Raw genomic sequence first — 25321 nt, 5'->3', positions numbered from 1 at the left:
CCGGGTCCGCCGACACGGACTCGGCTCGTCAGCGGCCGGATATCAACCGAGCCAACTCATTTGGTGAGCAGGTTGTCCGGGATCGGCTTGTCGGCGGCGAGGTCGGCGAAGAACTGGCTGGCCTGGGTCTTGTCCCAGAGCAGGACGTTGCCGCTGCCGTCGACGGTTTCGAAACCGCCGATGGGCACGGTGGTGGCGACGGTGTTCGCGTGCAGCGCCCAGGCCAGGGCGCCCAGGTTCCAGATGTGATCGCCGTTGTCCACCTGCAGCGTGCCGGTGATGCCGGTCGCCAGCGGCCACAGTTTGAACGGGTTGGCCAGAGTGCTCGCGCTGGTCGCCTTCTTCAGCAGGGCCGCGAGGAACATCCGCTGATTGTTCATCCGGTCCAGGTCCGCGCGCGGAGTAGCGCGGGTGCGCACGAATCCGAGGGCCTGCGGGCCGTTCAGATGCTGGCAGCCCGCGGGCAGGTTGAGTCCGGCCTTCGGATCATCGATCGCGTTCGGCAGACACATATCGATGCCGCCGACCGCGTCCACCATATTCGCGAAGCCGCCGAAGCCGATCTTCGCGAAATGGTCGATATGCAGACCAGTCGCGGTCTCCACGGTCTGGGTCAGCAGTTTCGGGCCGCCCTCCGCGAAGGCGGCATTCAATTTGTCCCGACCGTGGCCGGGAATGGGTACGTAGGAATCGCGCGGGAGGCTGACGATGGTGGTCGAGCCCGACTGCGGAATGTGCACCAACATGATGGTGTCGCTGCGTTCACCGCCCGCGTCGGCCTCGTCGCCGGTGGACAGCTGCTGTTCCTGCGCCTGGGTCATCCCTGCGCGACTGTCCGAACCGGTGAGCAGCCAATTTGTTCCGGCGGTCTGCCCCACCCGTCCGGAGTAGGCGGCCAGCGCGTCGATCCGGTGCAGCGAACTGTCCAGATAGATGCCGGCCGCGATCGGTGTGATGATCAGCACGAGCAACAACACCAGAAACCAACGCCCCCAACGCCGCTTGCGGCGAACCACGGGTTGCCGCGGCTGAGGTTTGCGACGACGCGTGGGCGGGAGCGGCGCGGGCGGCGGGCCCTGCTGATACGGCACGGGCCGCTGTGTCGGGGCCCAACCGCGATCCGGCCCGGGCCGCGGACCGCGACCGCGCGGCGGCGGCGGAGATTGCGGACCACCTTCCGACCAGGCCAGCGGTGGTTGTCGCCCGTCTCGGCGCATGACCTGGGTGGGTTCGATTCGCGGCGGTTCGCCTCGTCCGCCCGGCATCGGGTGTCGCCCACCGGGGCCGTTCGGCGGCACCCGGCGCATCCGTGGATCCCGCGGATCGTACGGGGGTCGCTCGCCGTTCATCTCCGCGATAGTAACGGGAGAAGCTGAGCGTTTCAGGGGAGCCAGGTGACGTGGCCGTGCAGCAGGGTGTAGCCGATATAGGCGACCGAATCGATTGTGGCGTGCGCCACTATCAATGGCCACAGCCGATTGGTGCGCTGCCAGAACGCGCCGAAGATCAAGCCCATCACCAGATTTCCCAGTCCGCCGCCGAGGCCCTGGTAGAGGTGATAGCTTCCGCGCAGCAGGGCCGAGGCGAGCAGGGATCGGTTCGGCGACCAATCCAGTTGCCGCAGCCGGGTGATCAGATAGGCCACCACGATCAGCTCCTCGGCCACGGCATTGGCGATGGCCGCCAGGATCAGCGCGGGCAGCCGCCACCAGTGGTCGCCCAGGGAACTGGGCACGATGGTGACGCTCAATCCGAGTGCGTGCGCGAGCAGATACAGGCCCAGGCCCGGCAGCCCGATCACGGCCGCGAGTACGAGCGCGGGAACCACGTCGCGGCGCAGCCGGATTCGTGCCAGGCCGATCAGACGCGGTCCGAACCCGCTGCGCCACAACAGGTACAGCCCCAGCGCGCCCCAACCCGCCAACCGCAGCACGCTCAACAGCTGGAACAGCAGATCGATGGTCGACTGTGTGGCCCGGGACGGATTCAGCGCCACCGACTGCCCGCCGATCCCGCCCGGCGCCAGCGCACTCTCCAACAGCGACAGCGCCGCACTGGCGCCGCTCAGTCCGAACGTGACGACCAGAACGACCAGAATTTCGATCCGGATCGCCCGCCGCTCCCCGCCGGAGGCGGGCACCGGCCACACCGGAACAGCATCAGCAGCCGAATTCACTCCGCCAATCTAATCAAAGCGCGTGCGGCCCGGCCGTCGCCCACGATCGCACTCACCCCTCAGACCAACAACATCTCCTGCCCGCCGTCACCGTCAAGGGGACGATATCGGCCCATACCCTGCCAGTTACACTGCCGGCCGACTCCGCGATCCCGAAGTCGGAAGACCACGACGACCGGATGCGCCGGCGAGATCGACAGCGGCGCAGAATATCCGGAAATGCCGAAGAGCGGACGTCCGCAGCCGACACACCGACCGGTTGCGGCTGGTGTTTTCCCGAGGCACTCGGTCAGATGGTCCAGGTGATCGGATAATTGGTGTAGGTCGCGGTCTCTGCTGTGAACGTCACGCCTACTGCCCTGAAGTCGTTGCGCGCTTCGACCCTCATCTCCTTCAGTTCGTCCATCTGCGCCGCATGCTCTTCGGAGTCCCATATGCTCACCTGGGAGAGCGAGCCCTCGGGGGAAACGCCCGCGTACCAGTGAAGAAGGCCGGGCAGTCGCAGGATGGCTGGGATCAGGTACTCCGAGGTCCTCTTGTCCGCGGCGACGACCGCGTCGTACAGGCTCGGATCGAAGGTGACGCGCCCGACGCGTACGACGGCAGTTGTTGGCAACGACTCTGTCATGGAGATCCTTTCCGGGATGAGTACATTACGACAGAATCGGAATCGATTCGACTCTCCACGGGCGGAGGCCGAGTGGTCCAGGAACCGTCCCCATAGTCCAGTCGTCGCCAACGGGCACAGCGCGGCAATCACATACCGGACCCGGTATCTCTGCGCAGCGGGACATCCGACAATGTCGCTGAGTGAGCGTAGGTCGACAGGCCGGAACGATTGGTAGACAACGGCTTCCAGCACACCCTCGGCAGCCGATTTCGGTGGGTTCGGTTGCCCTTCCAGGGAACCTGAAATGGACATGCCGTATTCGATACCCGCCAGCATCCCTCAGCGAAATGGCTGGTCAGAATACGCCCGCGGTAGATCGGGGGCCCTACCCGCTCGAGCACCGTGCGCAAGATTCGCCGATGGCTGACGAAGGATGTTGCTGTCGCCTGGTCAGTACGCGGAGTGGACGTTGTCCATCGAGCCGTAACGGTGGGCCGCGTAGTTGCAGGCTGCGGTGATATTCGCGACCGGGTCCCAGATATCGGAGGGCGTGCCGGCGACGTGGTAGGCGTCGAAGGTTGGTTCGATCAGCTGGAGCAGTCCCTTGGACGGGTGTCCGGCGGCGGCATTGGAGTCCCACAGGTTGATGGCTCGGGGGTTACCGCTGGATTCACGCATCACATTGCGGTGGATGCCGTCGTAGCTACCCGGGATGTTGTTGCTGTGCATGACGTCGAGCGCGTGCCGGATCCAGCCGTCGAGATTGTCCGGGTAGACGGGGGGCAGCGCGGGCTGTAGCGGCAGCTCCGGCGGCGGGGGCTGGATGGGCAGTTGCGGCAGCGCGGGGTGGAAGGACAATGGCGGCGGCGCTGGCAGCGCTGGTAATGACGGGAGCGGCGGCAGCGCGGCAGTCGCCACGGCGGGGGCGATCGCCTGGGGCGCTGGAACCGCGGCCACATCGGAAGACGTGCCGGAACTGCTGTTGGCAACGGCGGATGAGGCGGGGACAGCGATACCGGCCGTGGCCAGCACCAGGGCAGTGACTCCGCTGCGGAGCGGACGTCGAGACGACGGTTTACGGTGCTTGGGCATTGTGGTGACTCCACTGCGGAGCAATGGACGTCGGGAGGAAGGTTTACGGTGCTTGGGCATTGAAATCCGGTTCTTTGCTGGTGCGTCGGCCCGGCCTGAGGCAGCGCTGAACTACGACGAGAACCTGGTGCCGAGGCCCGTCCGGATCGGGGCGTTGCTGTTGTCGGGCTGTGTTGTGATGACCGTCGGCTCTGATTTCTGGCGGTGCCGCGGTGCGGCCCTTCGATGCGGCCGGTCGGCGGCAGATCTCAGCTTGATCACAACACGTGAACAAAGAACTAACAAAACGTAAACAGTAGACCTTGACGATCTTGAAAGTGGCAGGTCGAGGTCGTCGGCCATGCGCGTGTGCGGGGAGTTTGCAGTTAAACCTGCTGTGATGCAAAACACAAAAGTTATTCGTACTGCAATCTGTGCGTCTCGATCAGATCACGGGACGTCTATCGGCCGCCCAATGGCCACCATGGTGGCAATGCAAACCGTGGCTTCAGGGTTTGCGCCCCATTCCGCACCAGGCCCAGGCCGGACCCGTATGGGGTTCGACGTCGAACAGCGGAACCTCTGCCAGCTCGGGATGCCAGTCCTCCAGCGTCGTGACGCCGGGCGGCAGCAGATGTGTTCCAGCGAAGAACTTCTCGGTCTCCGTGAAGTTGCGGGTGATCATGGTTATGCCGCTGCGCTCCGCGGCTTCCGCGGCGCGCTGGGCGCCCCGGGTATTGAAATCCGCGGTGGCGTGACTGATTGCCAGGGAACTCCCTGGCGGGACGGCGTCCAGGTACCGCGCGACAATATCGTGTATCCCGTCGGAGTCGCGGAAGTACATCAGCACCGAGATCAGCATGATCCCGATCGGCCGGTCCATGTCCAGAGTCCGCGTGAGTCCGGGATCGCGCAGAATCGACTCGGGCTCGCGCAGATCGGCATGGATGAAGGCGGTCCGGCCCTCGGGCGGGCTCTTCATGAGCGCACGGGCGTGGGCCAGCACGAGCGGATCTTTGTCCACGTACACGATGCGCGCCGCGGGATTCACCTCCTGCGCGACCTGGTGGGTGTTGCGCGCGGTCGGCAGGCCGGTGCCGATATCGAGGAATTGGGTGATGCCCAGTTCGGTGATCGCGTACCGCACGGTGCGGCCCAGGAAAGCGCGGTTCGCCCGCGCCATGCTGCGAATGCCTGGGATGTGCGCGGCGATCTCGTCACCGAGTCTGCGGTCGGCCGGATAGTTGTCGACGCCGCCGAGCCAGTAGTCGTAGAAGCGTGCCTCATGCGGGATCGTGGTGTCGATCGTGGTCGGTAGTCGTCCACCGGTCTCGTGGCCTTCCGGCATGGTGATCCTCTCCGTGATGGCCGCGGCGTATGCGCGGCGTATTCCGTACCCCGACGGCCAACACCGCGTCGAGCGCAAGGAGCGCAGCGAGACCGTTACCCGCCGGATGGGGGGCTCATGTTGCAGCCCGGCACGCGAGTGACGTTGTGCTGCAAAGTCATCGGCCGCCGCAAGGGCGAGAGTCCACCATGACTCGCATCCAATGCGGCAAGCTGCGACAGGGCCCTCCAGCCTGGCAGGCGACCGGATCAGGGCAGGATCTGCGGAACCAGGTCGGGCCGCGCGACGCCCACGCCGGCGCCGATCGCCGCGCCGAGCAGGGTCGGCAGCGGATTGATGAACGATCCGGTGGCCGAGCCGATTGCCGCACCGCCGGCCGCGCCGTTGAGGACCGGATCCGGGTACTGGGCGTGCGGGTTGGTGGTCACCGGCTCCAGCGGAACACCCGCCGCAATCGGCCGAGTAACAGCCGACGCCGCGGGCACACTCGCATCGGCGGAGGCTCCGCTGGCGAACACTGCCATCGCGGCAACGGGCAAGGCGCCCGCGACGAGCACTCGTGCCGTCTGGACCAGGGCTTGACGAACCATTTTCTTCCTAACGTTCGGCCCCGGGAGGTCCCGGGGATCACTCCTACATCGGGTGATGGCCGCTACGCGCCGACCGGATGAATGGGCGGTATCGCCTGGGCCAACTTCGAGCACCGAGCCGGACACTACTGCGGAGCGGGTGAATTGGTGTGGCGTTGCGGGAATTTCGTTCAGTGGGCGGTGTCGGGCAGGTGGGCTACATCCGGCGCATGCCGTGCAGGAACGGGCAGCCGGCGAGGATTCGCACTGCGCGGCTGAGGGATTGGACGTCCTCGACCGGGGCCTGGAAGGGCAGGCGCACGTCGTGGTCCTCCTCGTCGGTCTCGATGCGCAGGCTGATGCCGTAACGGTCGATCGCGAGGGGGTGGATCGCGCCGCCGCGCAGCCGGGTCGGCAGGTGGCGGGCGAGCTGGGCGACGACGTCGGCGTGATCGGCGTCCATATGCTGCAGCCAGGCCGCCTCGAGCTCCCAGAACGGGTCGGGGCGCGCCTCGCGCAGATCCGCGTGGCAGACCGATTCCGCCCCGGTCGAATCCGCCAGCACCGCGGAATTGATCATCAGGCGCAGCAGGGTCGTGGTGTGCCCGACGTCGAGCAGGGCCGGATGCGGATGGTCCTCGGCGACGGCCGAGGCGAGCAGGCGCTGCGTGCCGGCGGGGACGGTGCGCACCCGCCCGCGCAGCCAGACCAGCGCCCGCACCGGTTCCCGCAACGGCAGCGGCGTGCGGTCGGTGAGTTCCAGAACAGCCTGGACGCCACCCTCACCGCTGCGTGCGGCGGCAACCGCGGGTGAGTCGATCGGCACCGCGACCACGGCGTCACCGCACTGGCGCAGGTGGTGGACGGTGATGGTCGCCGGATCCATTCCGGGCAGGGCCAGCATCGCTTGATCGGCATGTGCGCAGGCGTTGCGGATCCGTTCGGCGGTGGATGGCGCGAGGGTCGGATTCGGTCGCATGCATTACCTCCAGGGCTGGTCCCGGCCACGGTGTATCAGTTAGGTAAACCTAAGCTAAGTGAATGTGCCCGGTTGTGCAAGCATTTCGATCGCTACGGTGGAAATGTGCCGCACGATTCCGCCGCCGCCGAACCGGTTCCGCTGACGTTGTCCATGCCCGCCGCATCCCGGGCCGATCTGGCGGACGGGCTGGTCCGGCCGCTGTCGGAGGTTCCGGACGCGCCCGTGTTGGACGCCGGACTGCCCGATGTCCAGGTGGCCGAATTCCTCGTCGTGGCCGCGCACTCCGCCGGCGGATTCATCGCCCGCACCGATTCCGGGGAACGGGCCGTGGGCGTCGTCGCCGCGACGGTCGCCGCACTCTGCGGCGAGGACATCCGCCGCGCACTGACCCGTCCGGACCTCGACTTCCTGCGCGGACTGGGACCGGCGGCGGTCGAGGCGTTGCGCGGTGTGCTGCTGGCGATCGAGTCGGAAACGCCGGACACCGTCGCGAAAGCCCTGGAAGTGCTGCAAACTCCGAGCCCACCGGCAACCGGTCGGTAATGTCGTATCCGTGCCGCGTATCGCCTATTTCGGACCATCGGGAACGTTCACCGAGATGGCCCTTGCCCAGCTCGAGTCCGCCGATGTCTTCGACGAGCCGGTCGAACGGATCGCCGCGACCAGTCAGGGTGCGGCGCTGGAGCTGATCCGGGCCGGCGCGGTCGAGGGTGCGGTGGTACCCATCGAGAGTTCGGTGGAGGGTTCGATCTCGCCGACGCTCGACGCGCTCGCTCTCGGGCCGCGGCTGCAGATCGTGGCCGAGACCGAACTCGACGTCGCCTTCACGATCGTCGCTCGCCCGGGCATCGCGCTCGACGACGTGCGCACCATCGCCGCCTATCCGGTTGCGGCGGCCCAGGTTCGGGGTTGGCTGGACGAGCATCTGCCGCAGGCCGCGATGTACACCTCGGCCTCCAATGCGGCCGCCGCCGAGGACGTCGTTGCCGGACATGCCGATGCGGCCGTATCGACCACGCTGGCCGGGGAACGGCTCGGGCTGACGGCGCTGGCGTCCGGGGTGGCCGATCACGATCAGGCGGTCACGCGATTCGTGCTCGTCACCCGGCCCCGGCAGGCCCCGCCGCGCACCGGCGCGGACCGGACCTCGCTGGTCGTGCTGGAACTGGCCAACGAACCGGGTTCGCTGATGCGAGTATTCGCCGAATTCGCCACGCGCGGAGTCGATCTCACCCGCATCGAATCCCGGCCCACCCGCACCGGAATGGGTACGTACCGGTTCTATCTGGACTGCGTCGGGCATATCGACGACACCGCGGTTGCGGAGGCGCTCAAGGCATTACATCGCACCGCGGGGCGGATTCGCTTCCTCGGTTCGTGGCCCGCGGGCTCACCCACCGGGGCACCACCGCCGTCCGACGAACCCGCCGCGGCGTGGCTGGCAGATCTGAAGAAGGGAACGGCCGACCTATGAGCGGCAGACTCGTCCTGGTGCGGCACGGCGAGACCGAGGGAAATGTCGCCAAAATTCTCGATACCAAGGTGCCCGGTCGTCCGCTGACCGAACGCGGTGTGGCACAGGCGAAAGCGTTCGGCGCCGCATTGGCCGAACCGCCGCGCAAACTGTTCAGCTCGCAGGCGCTGCGAGCCCGGCAGACCGCACAGCACATCGAATCGGTGACCGGGGTTCCCGCGCAGGCGCTCGACGGACTGTCGGAGGTATTCGTCGGCGAGCTCGAGGGCAGCGATGCCGAATCGGCGCACGAACTCTTCCAGACGATCTACAAGTCCTGGCATCTGGGCGAATTGGACCGTCGGTTGCCCGGCGGGGAATCCGGCCACGATGTGCTCGACCGGTATCTGCCCGTGCTGGAAAGACTTCGGCAGTCCTACCTGTCCTCGGGCGAGGACGGCGACATCCTGGTGGTCAGCCACGGCGCGGCGATGCGGCTGGTCGGTATGACCCTGGGCGGTGTCACCCCGCCGTTCACCACGAACAACCATCTCGACAACACCGAGACCATCGAACTGCTACCGCGTTATGCCGGAACCGAATTCCTGTCCTGGGAGTGCACGCGCTGGGGCCGGTTCACCCCGCCGTTCCTGTACGAGGCCGAGCCGGACGCCGACAACCCGATGGGCTGAGCGCCCGCGGAATGCAGCGGATGCCGGCGCGCTCGAACCAGATTCAGATCGCGCCCGCGGGCGGGTTGAATTCCGCTCGCAGCGGCAGCTTTTCGATGAGATCCTTGATCGCCGTGCGCAGCCGCCCGGTGGTGCCCGTCGCCAGTGAGGTCCACTGCACGTCGTCCTCGGACCGGGTGGTGGTCGTGATGAACCGGCCGTTGCGGGTGTTGAAGACGGCGATCGCGCCGTCGGCGATATCGCGGCTGCCGTCGCCGTAGATCACGCCCACGATCGAGGCGTGCGAGGGCACCTCGACCAGCGCCGCGGCAAGGGTCTGCGCATCCCGGGGCGGGCGGCCCACCCGGCTCAGGCGCTGTGCGGTGGCGTTGCTGTCACCAGCGTCATCGAGGATGGGTTGCAGTTCCTCGGTGAGTACGTTCATCCCCTCGAGTTCGAGCGGATCCGCCGGGCCGAGTGCGGCGAGGATGGTGCCGGGCAGATCGTGCGAGGCCTCGCTGATGACGTAGGTGTCGGGCCCGCGCAGGGCGACCACCTCCATCTCGTCACCCTTGGCGATGCACATCCGATTCACCAGCTCACCGACGTACCAGCGCACGGCGATCGCCCAGTGCGGCCGGTCCAGTGCCCGCAGCCGGTCTTCCAGATCCCGGTGAACGAATTCGCCGTCCAGAAGATCGCGCGCCGCGAGCGACTCGGCGGCCGCATCGAACGCCTCCTTGCGCCGGACGTCCGTGTCGTACCGGGAGAAGGTGTCCAGTACGACCGGAACCTGGCTGATCTGCAATTTATCCAGCAGGAACTGCATCTCGTCCAGTGTCAGCACTACAGATTCGAGCATGGCCCCACCCCGTCCAGCGCCGAGAACCGTCACCTAGCGGACTCCGCGCTGGGATCGCCGCCGATGACGCCCGCCGCGATGATCCGGCCGTCGTTGAAGTATTCGCCGTGTACCAGTTCGTTCTTGTGCTCGAGGTCCTCGTCGTCCTCTTCGACCTGGTTGCCCAGCAACGGATTTCCGCTGCTGACCGGACGGGTCGAGGCGGGCTGGGTGGCGTTGGCGCTCGTCGGAGTGGTCGGCGCGACCTCGGGCACATTGGCGGTCGGGAAGTTGGTACCCAGGCCCGCGCCCCAGCCCTCCGGGATCTGCAGATTGCCCGCACCGTTACCGATGCTGACCGAGCCGCCGCCCGCGAAGGACACCGCCCGTGTGGCGATAGCGCCGCCGCCGAGTCCGCCGAGTCCGCCGAGTCCGCCGATCATGGTCGTGGACATGCCCGGCGAGGCGGTGGAAGTGGTGGTGGCCGCGGAGATGGTGCTGCCGACGGCATCACCGACGGTCGGCACGGCCGAGGTGGCCACGGACCCGGCGACGCCCGCGACCTGGGTCGCGGCATCGGTGCCGCCCGGGCTGGAGATCGCCGCCTGCGCGGCGGAGAACGCGTTGGCCACCGGGTTGACATCGGCCTGCACGGCCTGGGCGACATCCAGTGCGCCGCCGACGGTTCCGGCGCCGACCGCGATAGGCGGCGGCATCATGAAGGCGGCGGGGGTGGCGACCATGAGCGAGGTCGCTGCCTCGTAGGTCTCCATCACCAGCGCGGCGCGGATCTGCACCTCCATGTAGGCGGCCTCGGCGGCCTCGCCGGCGCCGCACAGGTCGCCGCCGGTGGTGTGCGCCGCGACGCGGGCCGCGTCGACGGCCGCGATCTCCGGCGGGCTCGGCATGACCAGTGAGGCAACGGTATAGGCGGTCGCGTTGGCGGCGGCCTTGGCGCCCATCGCGGCGGCCATCGCGGTCTGCTCGCCGCACCAGCCGGTGAAGGCGGTGAGCTGAGCCATGGCGGCGATACCGTTGACACCCAACAGGCCGACGCCCAGTTCGGCCATCACGCGGGTGAGCGTCGCGGTGGCATCGGTCCACGCCGCAGTCAGACCCGCCCAGGCGGTCCCCGCGGCCGCGATCGGCACCGCGTGCGCACCGAGATTCAGCGTGGCCGAGTTGATTTCGGCCGGACGGGCTTCCCAGACCACGCCGGTGATTCCAGCAACCATTGTTCTTTTCCCCTGTGGTTGACGTCGAAGAAGTAAGTGGTCTCGGTCAGAGCTCGAGTGCGGTCTGGACCGCGGTGATGCCCGCGGCGCGGACGGCGTCCTGCGCGGCGTACTCGGCCACCTGGATCCGCAACGTCTGAGCGGCGTTTCGCAACTCGACGATGCCCTGCGCGATGGACGCGTCGTGCGTGGCCGCGCCCTCGTTGAAGTGGTTGGCGGCCAAGAGGGAGACCTCTTCGGCGCCCGACGGGACGACATGGGTGGCGGGTGCGCTCAGCCCCTGGGCCGCGGCGAGACGATCGGCCAGCAGGTCGAGCTCACCGGCGGCCGCGAGCACGATTTCGGCGTCGACGTGAACGAGATCTACCATGACTCGAACTCCTTCTGGTGGCAGCTAGTCAACTGTAGGACCGGCACAGGCCGCCCCTTCGGTGGAACCACGAGAATTCCCCCTACGAGTTCTTGGACGCGGCGCACCGCGATCCGGTTCCCTCGAGTCCGAAGTTTACGGGTTCGAATCCCCCCGCGGACAGGACTATCCCCATCCCAGCTCATGCAGCCGGGCTTCGTCAATGCCGAAATAGTGAGCCATCTCATGAATTACGGTGATTGCCACCTCGTTCACGACCTGCTCCGCGGTATCGCAGATGCCGAGAATGGGTTCCCGGTAGATCGTGACGGTGTCCGGCAGTGCGCCGCCGTACTGGCTGTCGATCCGCTCGGTCAGCGCGATGCCCTGGTAGAGACCGAGCAGATGTGGATCCTCCGGATTGCGCGGTTCGATCAGCACGACCACGTTATCGATGGCCCGGGTGAGTTCGGGCGGGATCAGATCCAGTGCGTCGCCGACCAATTCCTCGAACCGCTCCGGTGACATCGAAACGCTCATCGCGATCGGTCCCGCGGACTCAACGTACCGGCGGGGCCGCGCCGGGCAGCGGAGCGGGAGTGGACCGGCCGCTGCTCGGCGGCGGCACCGGAGCCTGGCCGTCGATCAGGATGTTGCCCTTGGCCGATCCGGTGATCGAGGAGAACCCGTCCTTGGTGCCCTTGCCCACCAGGCAGTTCAGCTTGTGACTGCCCACCAGCCAGCTGCGGGCGTCGATGTTGTCCCAGAAGATGGTGAGCGTCTTGTTGATCAGGGCCTTCGGACCGCCGAGATAGGAATCCGCGACGCGTGCGCACTGATCCTGCATGTACTTGTCCTGATCGGCGTTCGCGGGCGTGCCGCTGCCGAACTGCTGGCCCAGATCGACGCTCGACATCACTTCGTACGCATGCGGTTCGGAGCAGTCGACCGGTTCGTTGGTCGGCAGGTTCTGGTTGATGCCGATGCAGGTGCCGGGATCGGAGACGCGCGACTGATCGCTGTCGCGCACCCGTCCGACGGTCTGCTGGGTGGCGTTTCCGGTGGCGCTGACCAGTTGCAGTCCGCAGCGCACCGTGCGATCCCCCTTGTTCCACGCGGGCTCACCGGGATTGATCATGCCGACCACGAAACGTCCGCGCGGGTCCAGGCGGCCGCCCAGGTAGGCCTGCGCCGCGGTGACGCAGTGCTCGTCCCGCAGTTCCGCGAATCGCAGTGAATCCGGGAAGCGGGTGCCCGGACCGAATTCCCGGCCCGGATAGTCGCTCAGATCGATGTCGGCGGTGACCTCGAACAGATGCTTGTCCGCGCAGTTGACCTTCGACAGATCCAGGGTCTTGGGATTGGTCCAGGTCAGGCAGTCGCCCGACTTCGCGGTGCCGAATACCGAATTGTTCCGCCCGACCGGACCGCCGCCGCCCGGATCGCGCGCCTCGAGGCCGTGCGAGGAGCGGAACCCGGAGATGGACAGCGTCACGATCGCCGCGACCAGCGCCCCCACGGCCACCGCGAGCAGCCCCCACCGCATCTTGTGCGCGGGCAGATGTACGCGCCTGCCCGCGCGCGGCGCGGCCGGGTCCGGCTCGGCGGCGGTGTCGTCCCACTCGGAAGCCGACTCGGCCCACCCGGGGCCGGGTCCGTGCTCGGGTGCGCGCGCGGGCGCCTGTTCGGAGGACATCGCGGTCCATCATGGCACGGTATCTTCGGCCTCCGCTGCGCTCCGGCGTGTTCGCGGCCCCTTGGGGTCTCACCGGTCGGCCCCGTGTCGGGCACTCGTTCCTCGCACCTGCCACGCGTCCGACCGGCGAGACGGGCCGCGAACCTCGGGGTCGACGTTGTCCGAGGTTGGCGGAACGAGGTTCTCGGAGGTGGTCCTGAAGCAGGTGTTGTCGCGGCGGGGCGCGGACCTGCGGAATATGGGTGGACTGGGCCCGATAGGCTTGGTCCCCATGATCGACCTCCGATTCCTGCGTGAGCAGCCCGATGTCGTCCGCGCGTCACAGCGGGCGCGGGGTGAGGACCCGGCGTTGGTGGACGCCCTGCTCGAGGCCGACGCCGCCCGGCGCGCTGCGGTGGCGAACGCCGACTCCCTGCGCGCCGAGCAGAAGGCGCTGGGCAAGAAGGTCGGCAAGGCGTCCCCCGACGAGCGGGCCGGTCTGCTGGCGCACGGGCAGGAGTTGTCGGCGAAGGTCAAGGAGGCCGAGGCCGCGGAGCACGCCGCGAACGCCGAACTCGACCTCGCGCAGCGCGCGCTGTCGAACGTCGTGCAGGAGGGCGCGCCCGCGGGCGGCGAGGACGATTTCATCCTGCTCGAAACCATCGGCAGCGCACCCGAATTCGACTTCACCCCGAAGGACCATCTGGAACTGGGCGAATCGCTCGGGCTGATCGATATGGAGCGCGGGGCGAAGGTGTCCGGCGCGCGGTTCTACTTCCTGACCGGATACGGCGCGCTGTTGCAGCTGGGCCTGTTGCAGCTGGCCGCGCAGCGCGCCACCGCCAACGGCTTCACCATGATGATCCCGCCGGTGCTGGTGCGTCCGGAGATCATGGCCGGCACCGGTTTCCTGGGGCAGCACGCCGCGGAGGTCTACCGGCTCGAGGAGGACGACCTGTATCTGGTCGGCACCTCGGAGGTTCCGCTGGCGGGCTACCACTCGGGCGAGATCCTGGATCTGTCGGCCGGGCCCAAGCGCTATGCGGGCTGGTCGTCGTGCTTCCGCCGGGAGGCGGGCAGCTACGGCAAGGACACCCGCGGCATCATCCGGGTGCACCAGTTCGACAAGGTCGAGATGTTCGTCTACTGCAAGCCCGAGGACGCCGACGCCGAACATCGGCGGCTGCTCGGCTGGGAGAAGGAGATGCTGGCCGCGCTCGAGGTGCCGTATCGGGTGATCGATGTGGCCGCCGGTGATCTGGGCAGCTCGGCGGCGCGCAAATTCGACTGCGAGGCCTGGGTTCCGACCCAGCAGACCTATCGCGAGCTCACCTCGACCTCGAATTGCACCACGTTCCAAGCGCGTCGGCTGTCGGTGCGGTACCGCGACGAGAACGGCAAACCGCAGATCGCCGCGACCCTGAACGGCACGCTGGCCACCACGCGCTGGATCGTCGCCCTGCTGGAGAACCATCAGCGGGCCGACGGTTCGGTGCGGGTGCCCGAGGCGCTGGTGCCGTTCGTGGGTAAGGAGATCTTGGAGGCGGTCTAGAGTCCGAGGTCACCTACCTCCGGGCATCGGTAGCTAATGATTTGCGAACGAATTCGACAGAGCCACGGCATTTCCCGACTCGCCGGGGAAAGCGGGGAAGTGGGGATCGGGAACCGACTTTGCTCGGCGATTCCTGCGGATGTGACAACCGCTCGGGTCAACTGTGTCTAGGCTAGGGGCCGTGCGCGGAATCGGCTCGCGCGTCGATACCCGGACGCGGGTGCGGACGGTTTCGGCGCTGGCGACGGCAAGGGTCATGGCCCGGACCACCGGGGCGTTCTATGTGATGGGCGGGGTGCTCGGTCTGCTGCTGACCGCGATAGCCCCGGGCTCGGAAGGGAATCGGCCGCTGGTGGGCGCGGCCGCCGCGGTGGCGTTGTTGCTGGGCGTGAGCCTGCTGATCTGGGGCCCGCGGCTGCCGCATTCGATTCATCACGGCTACGTCGCCCTCGCGACGGTGCTGGTGACGATCGCGGTGCACTGGTTCCCCAATACCGTCGGGGCGATCGGGCTCTCCGCGTTCTACGTGTTCATCGCCTGCGACGCCGCGATCTTCTTCGGCTGGAAATGGGTTGCGGCCCACGTGAGCTTCGCGGTGCTGCTGTGCCTGTGGGTGGTTCCCTCGAGGGAGCTGCCGTGGTGGTCGGGAGTGATTCCGGCCGGGGTGACCGTCGGGGCCGGCATCGTGGTGGGCATTCTGACCCGGATGGCCTCGGACGCCGATATCGACGTCCTGACCGGCCTGCTCAACCGGCGCGGATTCGATCGCACGCTCAGCAATGCGATCGCACACGCCGCGCGCAGTGGTCAGGGACTCGCACTGGTTCTGGTGGATCTGGACCGTTTTCAGAAGATCAACGACCATCTCGGTCATCGCGCGGGTGACGCGGTGCTGCAGCGCGTGGCCGATACCTGGTCCAAACTGCTCGCTCCGGATCAGCAGCTGGCCCGATACGGCGGTGACGCCTTCGCCCTGCTGTTGCCCAATACCACCGAACAGGCCGCGATTCTGCTCACCGAGCAGCTGCGGGCCGCGGTCACCACCGGATGTTCCGCGGGTGTGACCTCCTGGCAGCCCGGCGAATCCGGATCGCTGCTGGTGAGTCGCGCGGACGTCGGCCTCTACCGGGCCAAGCAGGCCGGTCGCAACCGGACCGTGCTGGAGTCCTCCCGGCAGCTGCCGCTGGCGGTGGAGTTGCGCGAGGCCATCGATAAGGGCGCGCTGGATGTGCACTACCAGCCGATCGTGAGCCTGAGCGAAGACGGTGCGGGCCGTGCGGTCGGGGTGGAGGCGCTGCTGCGCTGGTCCTCGAGTGCGCAGCCCGATGTCACCACCGAGGGGCTGATCCGGGTTGCCGAGGAATACGACCTCATCGCCGATCTGGACGAGTTGGTGCTGCGCCGGGCCTGCGCCGACGCCGCACGGCTGCAGGAGACCTTCGCCCAGCTCGATCTGACCCTGAACGTCAATGTGAGCGGCCTGGAACTGGCCGAATCCGATTATGCCGACCGGGTTTCGAACATTCTGAACGATACCGGCTGGCCGGCGGATCAGCTCGTGCTGGAGGTCACCGAGAGTGAGCTCGCGGCCGAATCCCAGACGGCCATCGGCAATCTCGCTACGTTGCGCGAACGCGGCGTGCGCATCGCCATCGACGATTTCGGCACCGGGTATTCCTCGCTGAGCCGGCTGGCCACCATTCCCAGCGACATCCTGAAGGTGGACCAGTCCTTCGTCGCGGCGATCCGCTCCGATTCGCCGGCCCCGCCCCTGCTGGGAGTCATTGCGGCACTGAGCCGGTCGCTGGATCTGCAGGTCATCGCCGAGGGTGTGGAGACCGAATATCAGGCCGCGGTGCTCACCGAACTCGGTTTCGCGCTCGCGCAGGGATATCACTACAGCGATTCGCATCCGGTGGCCGATCTCATCAACGACCTGAACGATCAGCACGGTCTGGTCGGCGCGGGCGTGCCCGACCACGAATTCTCCGCCAACGGCTGGATTCCGATGGATACCGGCCACGATCCGGGGGCCTTCGGCGGCGAGTAGCCGGACGGATCATCTTCCCGGCGTGGTCGTTCAGCGGGATATCGTTTCGTACCGGACAATCGCGGGTGAACTGACGCCGCGCGGGTGACGGCCGGAGCGAAAGGCAGCTGGATGGCGGAATTGGGTGTGGCCGTGGTCGGGTACGGGCTGGCCGGTGCGGTGTTCCACGCGCCACTGATCGCCGCGGAGCCCAGGATGCGGGTGGCCGCGGTGGTCACCTCCGCCGCCGAGCGCGCCGAGCGGGCCCTCGCGACGTATCCGGGTGTGCGGGTGGTCGCTTCCGCCGATGAGCTGTTCGCCGATCCGGACGGCGTCGATCTGGTCGTGATCGCCACCCCCAATCGCACCCACGCACCGTTGGCCGTGCAAGCGCTGAACGCGGGACTGCCGGTGGTGGTGGACAAGCCGTTCGCGCTCACCGCGGATGAGGCGCTCGAGGTTATCGCGACAGCCGAGCAGGCCGGGCTGGTCCTGTCGGTCTTCCAGAATCGCCGGTGGGACAGCGACTTTCTGACGTTGCGCCGACTGATCGAGGCCGGGGAGCTCGGGCAGGTGCGCCGGTTCGAATCCCGGTTCGAGCGCTGGCGGCCGGTCAGCAAGGGGAGTTGGCGCGAGGTCGGCGACGCCGCCGACGGCGCCGGCATCCTGTACGACCTGGGCAGTCATCTGATCGATCAGGCGCTGACCCTGTTCGGGCCGGCGACCGAGGTCTACTGCGAATTGGATTGCCGCCGACCGGATGTGCGGTCCGACGACGACGCCTTCATCGCGCTCACGCACGATTCCGGCGTCCGCTCGCACCTGTGGATGAGTGCGGTCACCCCGCGCCTGGGTCCCCGGATGCGGGTACTCGGTTCGGAGAGCGGATTTCTCACCTTCGGGCTGGACCCGCAGGAGGACGCGTTGCGCGCGGGGCGCCGACCGGGCGACGGACAACCTTGGGGCACAGTGGATTCGGAGAACTGGGGCACACTGGGCACCCCGGAGAAGACCTATCCGGTGCCCGCCGAGCCGGGGAACTATCCGGCGTTCTACGCGGAGATGGCCGCCGCCCTGCTGGACGGCGCCCCGGTCCCGGTCGATCCGAACGACGCGGTGGCCACCTTGCAGGTTCTGGAGGAAGCCCGGATGTCCGCCGCGGGCGAGTGATCCGGCGGGAAACCCGCCGCCGGAACGCATTGCGCGGGGACCATGCGGACGCGGCCCTCAGAGCTTACGCGAGCGCAGCTCGTGCCCCTTGGACGTCTTGCACCGCCCCGACTCCAGATCCCACTGCCAGCCGTGCAGATTGCAGGTGAGGGTATTGCCTTCGACCACACCGAATTTGGACAGATCGGCTTTGAGGTGCGGGCAGCGGCGCTGCACCTCCCAGCCGGCCAGCTCGGTCGATGCCGAATCGTCGTGCGCCTCGGCGAACCAGCCGTCCGCGTAGGCGATTCGCTCATCGGTGAGGCATTTGAAGAAGGTGTAGAGGAATTCGTTGTAGCCGCCGATGCGCCACGCCTGGAACCGCGTGGACAGGAAGATCGTGTTCACCCAATCGGGTTCGTGATCGCGCAGCACCGTGCGCACCAGCTGCGGATCGATCCGGAAGCCGTAGCGGTACCGGCCCTCGCCCTCGATCGGCTCGCGCACCTTTCGCTTCGGAAAGTCCAGTACGAACGTCTCCTCGCCCAGCACCAGCCCGACCGGATAGCCGATACCGTCGCAGATCAGGTCGCTCTGCGCCATGATCGGCTCGAACAGGTCGCGCAACTGCGGTAGCAGCGGCTCGTCGCCGGTCGCCCAGGTCGCCTTCTGCGCGGCCAGCGCCGGAGCCATCCGCTGCGCCATCCGCTCGATGTATCCGGCCTTGTCCCCGTAGATCTCGTCCGGATCGACCGGGTGGGTGAGCTCGAGCTCCTTGCCGCGCACGTCGGCGACCGAACCCGGAATCATCAGCACGCCACCGGAATTGCCGTGGATCCGCATCTGCTCGAGGAAGACGATCTGGTCCGGGAATATGTTGCCCTCGTCGCCGTGATCGTCGTTGAGGTAACGCAACTCGTCGTCCAGGAAGACCGGGGGACCGGCCGAGGGGACCACCCAGGTCGCCCCGACCTGCTCGATATAGCTGCGCGCCCGGTCCATCCCGCGCTGCCGCTTCTGCTTGCCGAAGTTCGACTTGGTGCGCGTCGGGATGTCGTAGACCATCGGGTACCAGATCGCGCCCGAATACTGCAGCAGATGAATATCTATGTGCCCGAACGTCTCGTGCAGGACGTCCATATCGACCGGACGGGCGTCGTTCATGTTGAAGCACACCGTCTCGCCGTCCGAGACGACCAGCCCGGAGTCGCCGATCGGGCCGTCCGCGGGGGCGCGCAGCGCGATGATCATGATATCCATCTCGCCGCCCGGCCCGGTGATGGTCCGCTTGACCGAATTCTCGGTTTCGATGAACTTCGTGAAGCCGAGCTTCTCCAGTTCACGACGCAGATCCGGCACCGGGTAATCCGGCAGCAGCACGGTCGCGTCCTTGCTGACGTGGTCGGTCAGGTGCTGCGCGTCGAAATGGTCGCGGTGCAGGTGCGAGACGTACAGGAAATCGCAGTTGCCCAGCTCGTCCCAGTCCAGTCCGGTGTTGTCCGGGAACGGGAACCAGGACGCGAAATACGCCGGGTTGACCCAGGGATCACACAGGATCGTCCCGGCCGCGGTACGGATATGGAACCCGGCGTGTCCGACGCTGGTGATCTCCACGAACTTCCCTCCGATACGTTGCCGGTCACCCAGGGTACCGACTACGAGGAGACGTCGCCGATGCAGTAACCCTGCTTGCCCGACTTCAGGGTGAATGTCCGGGTCTGTTCGACTCCGTCGGTGGTCAGGACCGAGGCCGAGACCGTGAGATACGGCCCGCGCAACGCCGCCGAGGTCAGCGACTGATCGACGAAGGACTGCACGTCGTCGGCCTTGCCCGGTGCCGCGGCCAGCGGCGGGGAGGTGGTCCGGCCGGTGCCGGCGGGATCCCAGGTGCCCGGCGTGGCCGCGCAGCGCAGCGGGTGGGTGGCCTCCTTGTCCGCGGGGTCGAGCGGCGTTCCCGTGACGCGGTCGAGGTAGCGGCGCACGGTGTGCCGGGCGTCGGCGTCGTTGAACGCCGGTGTCGTCCCGGCCTGGTAGACCCGCGGACAGGCGTATCCGGTCGCGATGTCGCTGCGTTGCGCCACGACGGTGACCGCCCCGCGACCGGTGCCCTGCCAGGTGATCGCGGTGCCGTCGTCCACGCCGGGGCGGGCCAGCGCGCCGAGGATGGCCTTCTTGTCGGTGTACATGGACTGCACGTTCTGCGGGGCCACGGTCCAGCATTTGGCCTGCAGCCGGGTCGGCGACACCGACTGCAGGTCCATGGCCCAGCGGGTGAGCGCGTCGGCGGCGTCGGAATCCGGTTCGGTGAGTGAGACGGTTACCGCGAGTTCGCCCGGCCTCGGCTTCGGCAGCACCGGTGCGGCCGCCGCGGTGGCCGGCGCGGCCGTGGGCGATGCGCTCGGGGAGGAGGTCGCCGGGGCCTGCGGTTCGTCGGCGCGGTAGTCGGTGCCCTCGATCCCCACCCGCGAATCGCAGCCCGCGACAAGTCCGGTCGCGATCAGTGCCAGCCCCCCGGCCAGTGCGTATCGGAGACGTCCACGCGAAGCCGGTCGGGGAAATTTCACTGCGGTGAACCTCTTTCCTGTACGCGTGTGCCGTTGTCTGAGCGGCGTGTGTGTGGATTGCGACACACGCCTGGGTGTAGCCCGATGTGCCGGGGACTACGCTAGCGGAATTGTGGAACCCGTCTACCGGTCGATCATCGGCCTGGCCCGCACCGTCTTCTTCGCGCAGGGGCTGAAATTCGACGTCCGAGGGGCCGAGCGCATCCCCGCCGTCGGTGGCGCGGTCATCGCCATCAATCACACCGGCTACATGGACTTCACCTATGCCGGGCTGCCCGCGCGCACTCCGAAACGGTACATCCGGTTCATGGCCAAGAAGGAGGTGTTCGACAGCGGCGTCTCGGGCCCGATCATGCGCGCGCTGCGGCACATTCCGGTGGATCGCTCGGCCGGGGCGGATTCCTACAAGGCCGCGCTGGATTATCTGCGCCGCGGTGAACTGGTCGGGGTGTATCCGGAGGCGACGATCAGCCGCAGCTTCGAGATCAAGGAATTCAAATCCGGCGCCGCGCGCATGTCGATCGAAGCGGGCGTGCCGATCATCCCGATGGTGATCTGGGGTGCGCAGCGGGTGTGGACCAAGGGACATCCCAAACGCCTGGGCCGCACCAACACTCCGATCCGGATCGCGGTGGGCGAACCGATCGCACCGCCCGTGGTGGGCGACGGGGATATCGGGGAGGCGGCCGCGGAGCTGACCACGCGCCTGCGCGCGACGATGCAGCAGATGCTCCAGGAATTGCAGCAGGGCTACCCGCACGAGCCCGGCGCTTACTGGGTTCCGGCTCGACTGGGCGGCGGTGCGCCCACACTGGAGGAGGCGAACGCGATGGACGCCGCGGACGCCGCCGCCAAGGCCGACCGCGCCGCGGCGGACCGGGATTCGGCCGGTGCCGACCCGGATCTGTAGTCCGACAGCGAGAGTGGATGCACAGGAGTTGTGAATATGGCGCGCGAACCCGTATTCGACGTTCTCACCGGATTGGTCCGCGGTGTGTTCCGGGCGCAGGGGCTGCGGCTCGAAATCGCCGGGCAGGAACATATTCCGCGTACCGGGGGCGCGGTGCTGGCCGTGAACCACACCGCGTACCTGGATTTCATGGAAGTCGGGTTGGTGGGCCGTCGCTCGGGCCGCAACGTGCGCTACATGATGAAGGCCGAACTCGAGCACGGCATCGTCGGCTGGCTCATGAAGCACTGCAAGGCGATCGGCGTCGATCGCAGCCACGGCGCGGAGTCGTACGAGCGCGCGGTGGCGGCGTTGCGGGACGGTGAGATCGTCGTCGTCTATCCGGAGGCGACGATCAGCCGCAGTTTCGAGTTGAAGGAATTCAAATCCGGCGCCGCCCGGATGTCGATCGAATCGGGCGCCCCGATCGTGCCGATGACGATCTGGGGCGCACAACGCGTCTGGACCAAGGACATCCCGAAGGAGCTGGGCCGTAAGCATTTCCCGATCCACATCCGGATCGGCGAGCCGATCGCGCCGCCGTCCGGTGCGCTCACCGCCGCCGGTGTGGACGAGTTGACCGCCGAATTACGCTCCCGCATGGGCGATCTGCTCGAACAGGCGCAGGCGGGATACGAGATGCCCGCGGGCGCGCCCTGGGTGCCCGCCCGCTTGGGCGGCAGTGCGCCCACCCCGGAACGCGCGGCGGTCCTGGATCAGGAGGAATTGGCCCGCCGCCGCGCCGCGGCCCAGCGCAAAGCGGCGAGCTGAGCGGCGGACCGATCCGGCGGCAGCGGGATTCGACGTTGTCCCGCACCGTGTCCAGCGGTTGTGGAGCCGGTCGTAGCGGGGCATGGCGAGGTGTTCACCTATGACCGACTCGTGCCGACGTGGGCAGGCACGGTTCTGAAACGCGCGGTGGCCAACCGGTCCGGCATCGACTTCGACAACCTCGACCACCAGCGCCGGCCCGGCCGGCGGCCATTCCCCACGCTGTTGTTCCACGGTGACACCGACGCACTGGTGCCCATCGGCTCCAGCGACGCGTTCGCCGAGGCCCATCCGGAGTCGGTCAGCTATGTCCGGGTGGCGAACTGCGGGCACACACTGGCCTGGAACGCCGAACCGGACACGTACCGGGACGCGCTCGTGACGTTTCTGGCCACCGAATCCGGTTGAGCGAGAGCCGGATCAACCGCGCCAGGCGGTGGCGCAGGGGGTCGGAGCCGGGAGGGCGCCGCGGAAGTAGGCGGACGGGGCGGTGCCCATGAGGATGCGGAATTCGGCGGTCATGTGGGATTGGTCGTAGTAGCCATGGGTGGCGGCGGTGGTGGCCAGCGGGTCGGGGCCGGCGTCGGCCAGGACGCGGCGAATGCGGCCGATGCGGGCGAACTGCTTGGGGGACAGGCCGATTCCGGTGGCGAACAGGGTGCGGAGTTGGCGCTCGCTGATGGCGAGGCGGGCGGCTACCTCGGGTACGGGTATCGACCGCTCGGCCAGGACCGCGGTGGCCGCTTCCAGAAGACGGCGGCGGCGCTGATGTTCCGGGACATCGGAAAGTGCCTGTGGCAGCGCGTCTTCCAGGATATTCAGCGCCTCGTCCGGGGTGCTGTGCAGCAGCCGGTCCTCGAATCCGGCCAGCGGGCCAGGGAAATCGGCCAGGGGGCGCACACGGTCGGTCAGTTCGACCGCGTCGACGCCCAGTAGCGGCCGCACCGCGGCGGGAGCCAGGCGCAGTCGCTGACATGCCGCGGACTCCTCGGCCCGCTTGTACGTCGCGCGGGTGCGCGGCCCGACCACCGCGACGTCGCGGCGGCCCGACCGCTCGGCCCGGATGACCACGGTGGTTTCCGCCTGCGGGATATGCGTGAAGGGCTCGGCGAGGTCGTCGAGGAACGGGATGCGGCCGATTCCGGTGAGCCAGGGCCGCAGGGCGGCCGGAACCGCGAGCGGGCGCTCGAACTGCTCGGTGGTGCGCACGGGGGCGACGGACAGGACGCTCACCACATCGACTGTAGGCGCGTGCGCCGCCGAGCGGTCCTGCCGAAATTTCCTATGGCGCAGGGGCCGGCCCGCAGCAGGCTGAGCGCATGATTCTGGTGACGGGTGCCACGGGCACCATCGGCGGTGCGGTGGTTCGGCAGTTGGTCGAGCGGGGCGAGAAGGTTCGCGCGTTCACGAGAAATCCGCAGGCGGCGCGGCTGCCCGACGGCGTGCAGGTCGTGGGCGGCGACTTCTCCGATCCGTCCTCGATCGACGCGGCCGTGGCGGGGGTGCGGGCGGCCTTCCTGGTCAGCGTGCCCGGCCCGGACAAGGCCGACAGCGATACCGCACTGGTCACCGCCGCGCGGGCGGCGGGGGTGCGGCGGCTGGTGAAACTCTCGGCCATCGGCACCGGGGACCCCGCACTACGAGACTTCGCGAACTGGCACGTGCCCGGTGAGCAGGCGGTGCGGGAGAGCGGCCTGACGTGGACGATCCTGCGCCCCAGCGCATTCGCCTCCAATACGCTCGCCTGGGCCGAGGCGGTCCGGACCGGCGAGCCGGTGCCGATCCGCACCGGGACGGGCGGTCAGGGGGTGATCGATCCGCGGGACGTCGCGGCGGTCGCGGTCGAGGCACTGACCTCGGACGAACACGCCGGGCAGGTGTACACGCTGACCGGACCCGCGTCACTGTCCGAACCGGATCAGGCCAGTGTGCTGGCCACCGAGCTGGGCCGCCCGGTGACACTCGCGCCGCTGTCGCAGGACGCGGTGCTCGCGCATCTGCGGGCACGCGGACTGTCCGAGAAGTACATCGAGGTGGTGCTGCAGGGCTCGGCCTTCATTCGCGACGGCGGCAACACCACGGTCACCGACGATGTTCAGCGGGTCCTCGGCCGCGCGCCCCGGACGTATACACAGTGGGTGCGCGACCACCTCGCGGCGTTCACGGATGAGAACGGCGGCGCAATCGAGTCATAACGGACTGGACGGGCGTACCAACACGCGGCGCGGCGCGCCGTAACCTGGCGATGACAGGGCCGCAACCTGCCATTTCATGGCGTATGTCGGACCGAATGGATACGGTCGGAGATCATGAGCCGCTATGTGATGCCGGCCGAGTCCGCCCCGCATGCCCGGACGTGGCTGGCGTGGCCCGCCAAGGAGTCCGTCTGGGAGGATCTGCTGCCCGAGGCGCGCGCGGATGTGGCCCGACTGGCCCGTGCCATCGCCGTGCGCGAACCCGTCGCGCTGCTGGCGCGCCGCGAACATGTCGAGGATGCCCGCCAGGTCGTAGGCGACGGGGTCAAGGTGGTCTCGGCCCCGCTGGACGACTTATGGGTGCGCGATACCGGCGCGACCTTCGTGACCACGCCCGAGGGCGGGGTGGTGGGGATCGACTTCAATTTCAACGGCTGGGGGCAGAAGGCCGAATACCATCTCGATGCCCGCGTCGCCCGAAAGATGCTGGAGTACGAGGGAATCGAGCGAGTGGTCGCGCCGATCGTCGCGGAGGGCGGATCGCTCGAGGTCGACGGCGAGGGCACCCTGCTGGCGACCGAGAGTTCGCTGGTCAATCCGACCCGCAATCCCGGCAGCGACCACGACGAGATCGAACGGGCTCTCGGCGATCTGCTGGGCGTGCGAAAAGTGGTGTGGCTGCAGGGCGTTGCGGGCCGGGAGGTGACGGACTGCCATGTCGACGCGGTGGCCCGGTTCGCCCGGCCGGGCGTGGTCGTGGTGGACCGGCCGGTGGATCCCGACCGCGACGACATCTTCGCCCGCGCCGCGGCCCGCGCCCGCGAAATACTGCGCGAGGCCACCGACGCCGCGGGCCGGAGTTTCGAGATCATCGAACTGCCGCAACCGAACCGGGCCGATATGCCCGGCACCCGCGGCGCCGAATTCCTCTACACCTACGTGCATTTCTACGTCGGCAACGAGGCGGTCTACATGCCCGCCTACGGCGACCGCCATGGTGACGATCGCGCCGCGGGCATCCTCGCCGACGCGTTCCCGGGCCGGGAGGTCGTCCCGGTGGAATTCAACGCGGTCGCCGAGGGCGGCGGCGGAATCCACGCGGCCACCCAGCAACAACCGGGCTGAGCCGCAT

Annotated in this window: 26 protein-coding genes; 11 read left to right on the top strand and 15 right to left on the bottom strand. The window is 67.9% G+C overall.

All coding sequences use genetic code 11. The features are described from left to right. Positions 1-56: 56 nt before the first annotated feature. The 7 genes from AC5WS7_RS13925 to AC5WS7_RS13895 form a co-directional block, all read right to left on the bottom strand. Positions 57-1349 (bottom strand): LCP family protein, encoded by a 1293-nt coding sequence (locus tag AC5WS7_RS13925; protein WP_495954880.1) that lies wholly within the window; start codon positions 1347-1349, stop codon positions 57-59. A 32-nt stretch (positions 1350-1381) separates the two neighbouring features. Beyond that, positions 1382-2176 (bottom strand): CPBP family intramembrane glutamic endopeptidase, encoded by a 795-nt coding sequence (locus AC5WS7_RS13920; RefSeq protein WP_495954879.1) that lies wholly within the window; start codon positions 2174-2176, stop codon positions 1382-1384. A gap of 289 nt (positions 2177-2465) precedes the next feature. Next, complete coding sequence (locus tag AC5WS7_RS13915) at positions 2466-2804, bottom strand: hypothetical protein (RefSeq protein ID WP_495954878.1); 339 nt, start codon at positions 2802-2804, stop codon at positions 2466-2468. A 432-nt stretch (positions 2805-3236) separates the two neighbouring features. After that, positions 3237-3878 (bottom strand): transglycosylase SLT domain-containing protein, encoded by a 642-nt coding sequence (locus AC5WS7_RS13910; protein WP_495954877.1) that lies wholly within the window; start codon positions 3876-3878, stop codon positions 3237-3239. 487 nt (positions 3879-4365) lie between these two features. Next, positions 4366-5205 (bottom strand): SAM-dependent methyltransferase, encoded by an 840-nt coding sequence (locus AC5WS7_RS13905; protein WP_495954876.1) that lies wholly within the window; start codon positions 5203-5205, stop codon positions 4366-4368. Positions 5206-5453: 248 nt separating this feature from the next. After that, complete coding sequence (locus tag AC5WS7_RS13900; RefSeq protein ID WP_495954875.1) at positions 5454-5795, bottom strand: hypothetical protein; 342 nt, start codon at positions 5793-5795, stop codon at positions 5454-5456. A gap of 196 nt (positions 5796-5991) precedes the next feature. After that, positions 5992-6753 (bottom strand): DUF2470 domain-containing protein, encoded by a 762-nt coding sequence (locus AC5WS7_RS13895; protein WP_495954874.1) that lies wholly within the window; start codon positions 6751-6753, stop codon positions 5992-5994. A 105-nt stretch (positions 6754-6858) separates the two neighbouring features. Between AC5WS7_RS13895 and AC5WS7_RS13890 the strand changes: the two genes are divergently transcribed. The 3 genes from AC5WS7_RS13890 to AC5WS7_RS13880 are packed head-to-tail and all read left to right on the top strand — an operon-like array spanning position 6859 to position 8901. Then, positions 6859-7299: a hypothetical protein gene (locus AC5WS7_RS13890; RefSeq protein ID WP_495954873.1), complete on the top strand. Its 441-nt coding sequence runs from the start codon at positions 6859-6861 to the stop codon at positions 7297-7299. 10 nt (positions 7300-7309) lie between these two features. Continuing rightward, complete coding sequence (gene pheA / locus AC5WS7_RS13885; RefSeq protein WP_495954872.1) at positions 7310-8230, top strand: prephenate dehydratase; 921 nt, start codon at positions 7310-7312, stop codon at positions 8228-8230. Then, positions 8227-8901, top strand: a complete 675-nt coding sequence (locus tag AC5WS7_RS13880; RefSeq protein WP_495954871.1) for a histidine phosphatase family protein — start codon at positions 8227-8229, stop codon at positions 8899-8901. The genes pheA and AC5WS7_RS13880 overlap by 4 nt, the downstream gene beginning before the upstream one ends. A 43-nt stretch (positions 8902-8944) precedes the next feature. Here AC5WS7_RS13880 and AC5WS7_RS13875 read toward each other — a convergent pair whose 3' ends face one another. From AC5WS7_RS13875 to AC5WS7_RS13855, 5 genes are all read right to left on the bottom strand, one after another. Next, a complete protein-coding gene (locus AC5WS7_RS13875) occupies positions 8945-9742 on the bottom strand; it encodes an ESX secretion-associated protein EspG (RefSeq protein WP_495954870.1) in 798 nt (265 codons plus the stop codon). Between the two features lie 29 nt (positions 9743-9771). Continuing rightward, positions 9772-10956, bottom strand: coding sequence for a PPE domain-containing protein (locus AC5WS7_RS13870; protein ID WP_495954869.1), 1185 nt, complete (start codon positions 10954-10956; stop codon positions 9772-9774). A gap of 46 nt (positions 10957-11002) precedes the next feature. Then, positions 11003-11326, bottom strand: coding sequence for a PE family protein (locus AC5WS7_RS13865; RefSeq protein WP_495954868.1), 324 nt, complete (start codon positions 11324-11326; stop codon positions 11003-11005). Between the two features lie 165 nt (positions 11327-11491). Beyond that, on the bottom strand, positions 11492-11845 hold the full coding sequence (locus tag AC5WS7_RS13860; RefSeq protein WP_495954867.1) for a metallopeptidase family protein: 354 nt from the start codon (positions 11843-11845) through the stop codon (positions 11492-11494). A 19-nt stretch (positions 11846-11864) separates the two neighbouring features. Continuing rightward, complete coding sequence (locus tag AC5WS7_RS13855; protein ID WP_495954866.1) at positions 11865-13001, bottom strand: septum formation family protein; 1137 nt, start codon at positions 12999-13001, stop codon at positions 11865-11867. 271 nt (positions 13002-13272) lie between these two features. Here AC5WS7_RS13855 and serS point away from each other — a divergent pair, with 271 nt between their 5' ends. The 3 genes from serS to AC5WS7_RS13840 all read left to right on the top strand — a co-directional run bounded on the left by serS (position 13273) and on the right by AC5WS7_RS13840 (position 17731). Next, entirely contained in the window at positions 13273-14532 is a 1260-nt protein-coding gene (gene serS / locus AC5WS7_RS13850; protein WP_495954865.1) for a serine--tRNA ligase, read from the top strand. A 181-nt stretch (positions 14533-14713) separates the two neighbouring features. Then, a complete protein-coding gene (locus AC5WS7_RS13845; protein ID WP_495954864.1) occupies positions 14714-16582 on the top strand; it encodes a putative bifunctional diguanylate cyclase/phosphodiesterase in 1869 nt (622 codons plus the stop codon). Between the two features lie 111 nt (positions 16583-16693). Next, positions 16694-17731, top strand: coding sequence for a Gfo/Idh/MocA family protein (locus tag AC5WS7_RS13840; RefSeq protein ID WP_495954863.1), 1038 nt, complete (start codon positions 16694-16696; stop codon positions 17729-17731). A 57-nt stretch (positions 17732-17788) separates the two neighbouring features. Here the strand turns inward: AC5WS7_RS13840 and AC5WS7_RS13835 are convergent, their stop codons facing one another. Both AC5WS7_RS13835 and AC5WS7_RS13830 read right to left on the bottom strand, forming a co-directional pair. Then, positions 17789-19324: a Rieske 2Fe-2S domain-containing protein gene (locus tag AC5WS7_RS13835; RefSeq protein ID WP_495954862.1), complete on the bottom strand. Its 1536-nt coding sequence runs from the start codon at positions 19322-19324 to the stop codon at positions 17789-17791. A gap of 41 nt (positions 19325-19365) precedes the next feature. Beyond that, on the bottom strand, positions 19366-20274 hold the full coding sequence (locus AC5WS7_RS13830; RefSeq protein ID WP_495954861.1) for a hypothetical protein: 909 nt from the start codon (positions 20272-20274) through the stop codon (positions 19366-19368). A gap of 112 nt (positions 20275-20386) precedes the next feature. Between AC5WS7_RS13830 and AC5WS7_RS13825 the strand changes: the two genes are divergently transcribed. The 3 genes from AC5WS7_RS13825 (at position 20387) to AC5WS7_RS13815 (ending at position 22402) form a co-directional block, all read left to right on the top strand. Beyond that, on the top strand, positions 20387-21184 hold the full coding sequence (locus AC5WS7_RS13825) for a lysophospholipid acyltransferase family protein (RefSeq protein WP_495954860.1): 798 nt from the start codon (positions 20387-20389) through the stop codon (positions 21182-21184). Positions 21185-21220: 36 nt separating this feature from the next. After that, positions 21221-21994: a lysophospholipid acyltransferase family protein gene (locus AC5WS7_RS13820; RefSeq protein WP_495954859.1), complete on the top strand. Its 774-nt coding sequence runs from the start codon at positions 21221-21223 to the stop codon at positions 21992-21994. A gap of 111 nt (positions 21995-22105) precedes the next feature. Beyond that, on the top strand, positions 22106-22402 hold the full coding sequence (locus AC5WS7_RS13815) for a hypothetical protein (RefSeq protein WP_495954858.1): 297 nt from the start codon (positions 22106-22108) through the stop codon (positions 22400-22402). Between the two features lie 12 nt (positions 22403-22414). On the opposite strand, the gene AC5WS7_RS13810 is transcribed toward AC5WS7_RS13815, so the two are convergent. Continuing rightward, entirely contained in the window at positions 22415-23227 is an 813-nt protein-coding gene (locus AC5WS7_RS13810; protein WP_495954857.1) for an AraC family transcriptional regulator, read from the bottom strand. 86 nt (positions 23228-23313) lie between these two features. Between AC5WS7_RS13810 and AC5WS7_RS13805 the strand changes: the two genes are divergently transcribed. Both AC5WS7_RS13805 and AC5WS7_RS13800 read left to right on the top strand, forming a co-directional pair. Continuing rightward, positions 23314-24189 (top strand): SDR family oxidoreductase, encoded by an 876-nt coding sequence (locus tag AC5WS7_RS13805; RefSeq protein WP_495954856.1) that lies wholly within the window; start codon positions 23314-23316, stop codon positions 24187-24189. Between the two features lie 114 nt (positions 24190-24303). Beyond that, positions 24304-25314: an agmatine deiminase family protein gene (locus tag AC5WS7_RS13800; RefSeq protein WP_495954855.1), complete on the top strand. Its 1011-nt coding sequence runs from the start codon at positions 24304-24306 to the stop codon at positions 25312-25314. Positions 25315-25321: the final 7 nt, after the last annotated feature.

It is taken from the genome of Nocardia sp. PLKS1-43 (genome assembly GCF_059510335.1).
Note: the sequence above shows the minus strand (reverse complement) of the source record. Positions and strands in the feature narration are given on the sequence as shown.

What these genes read in the sequence shown, in the direction of transcription:
- AC5WS7_RS13840 (WP_495954863.1), top strand. Translation starts at nt 16,694, where the DNA reads ATGGCGGAATTGGGTGTGGCCGTGGTCGGGTACGGGCTGGCCGGTGCG.
- AC5WS7_RS13905 (WP_495954876.1), bottom strand. Translation starts at nt 5,205, where the DNA reads ATGCCGGAAGGCCACGAGACCGGTGGACGACTACCGACCACGATCGAC.
- AC5WS7_RS13880 (WP_495954871.1), top strand. Translation starts at nt 8,227, where the DNA reads ATGAGCGGCAGACTCGTCCTGGTGCGGCACGGCGAGACCGAGGGAAAT.
- AC5WS7_RS13900 (WP_495954875.1), bottom strand. Translation starts at nt 5,795, where the DNA reads ATGGTTCGTCAAGCCCTGGTCCAGACGGCACGAGTGCTCGTCGCGGGC.
- AC5WS7_RS13870 (WP_495954869.1), bottom strand. Translation starts at nt 10,956, where the DNA reads ATGGTTGCTGGAATCACCGGCGTGGTCTGGGAAGCCCGTCCGGCCGAA.
- AC5WS7_RS13820 (WP_495954859.1), top strand. Translation starts at nt 21,221, where the DNA reads ATGGCGCGCGAACCCGTATTCGACGTTCTCACCGGATTGGTCCGCGGT.
- AC5WS7_RS13805 (WP_495954856.1), top strand. Translation starts at nt 23,314, where the DNA reads ATGATTCTGGTGACGGGTGCCACGGGCACCATCGGCGGTGCGGTGGTT.
- AC5WS7_RS13855 (WP_495954866.1), bottom strand. Translation starts at nt 13,001, where the DNA reads ATGTCCTCCGAACAGGCGCCCGCGCGCGCACCCGAGCACGGACCCGGC.
- AC5WS7_RS13895 (WP_495954874.1), bottom strand. Translation starts at nt 6,753, where the DNA reads ATGCGACCGAATCCGACCCTCGCGCCATCCACCGCCGAACGGATCCGC.
- serS (WP_495954865.1), top strand. Translation starts at nt 13,273, where the DNA reads ATGATCGACCTCCGATTCCTGCGTGAGCAGCCCGATGTCGTCCGCGCG.
- AC5WS7_RS13910 (WP_495954877.1), bottom strand. Translation starts at nt 3,878, where the DNA reads ATGCCCAAGCACCGTAAACCGTCGTCTCGACGTCCGCTCCGCAGCGGA.
- AC5WS7_RS13875 (WP_495954870.1), bottom strand. Translation starts at nt 9,742, where the DNA reads ATGCTCGAATCTGTAGTGCTGACACTGGACGAGATGCAGTTCCTGCTG.
- AC5WS7_RS13860 (WP_495954867.1), bottom strand. Translation starts at nt 11,845, where the DNA reads ATGAGCGTTTCGATGTCACCGGAGCGGTTCGAGGAATTGGTCGGCGAC.
- AC5WS7_RS13800 (WP_495954855.1), top strand. Translation starts at nt 24,304, where the DNA reads ATGAGCCGCTATGTGATGCCGGCCGAGTCCGCCCCGCATGCCCGGACG.
- AC5WS7_RS13915 (WP_495954878.1), bottom strand. Translation starts at nt 2,804, where the DNA reads ATGACAGAGTCGTTGCCAACAACTGCCGTCGTACGCGTCGGGCGCGTC.
- AC5WS7_RS13925 (WP_495954880.1), bottom strand. Translation starts at nt 1,349, where the DNA reads ATGAACGGCGAGCGACCCCCGTACGATCCGCGGGATCCACGGATGCGC.
- AC5WS7_RS13865 (WP_495954868.1), bottom strand. Translation starts at nt 11,326, where the DNA reads ATGGTAGATCTCGTTCACGTCGACGCCGAAATCGTGCTCGCGGCCGCC.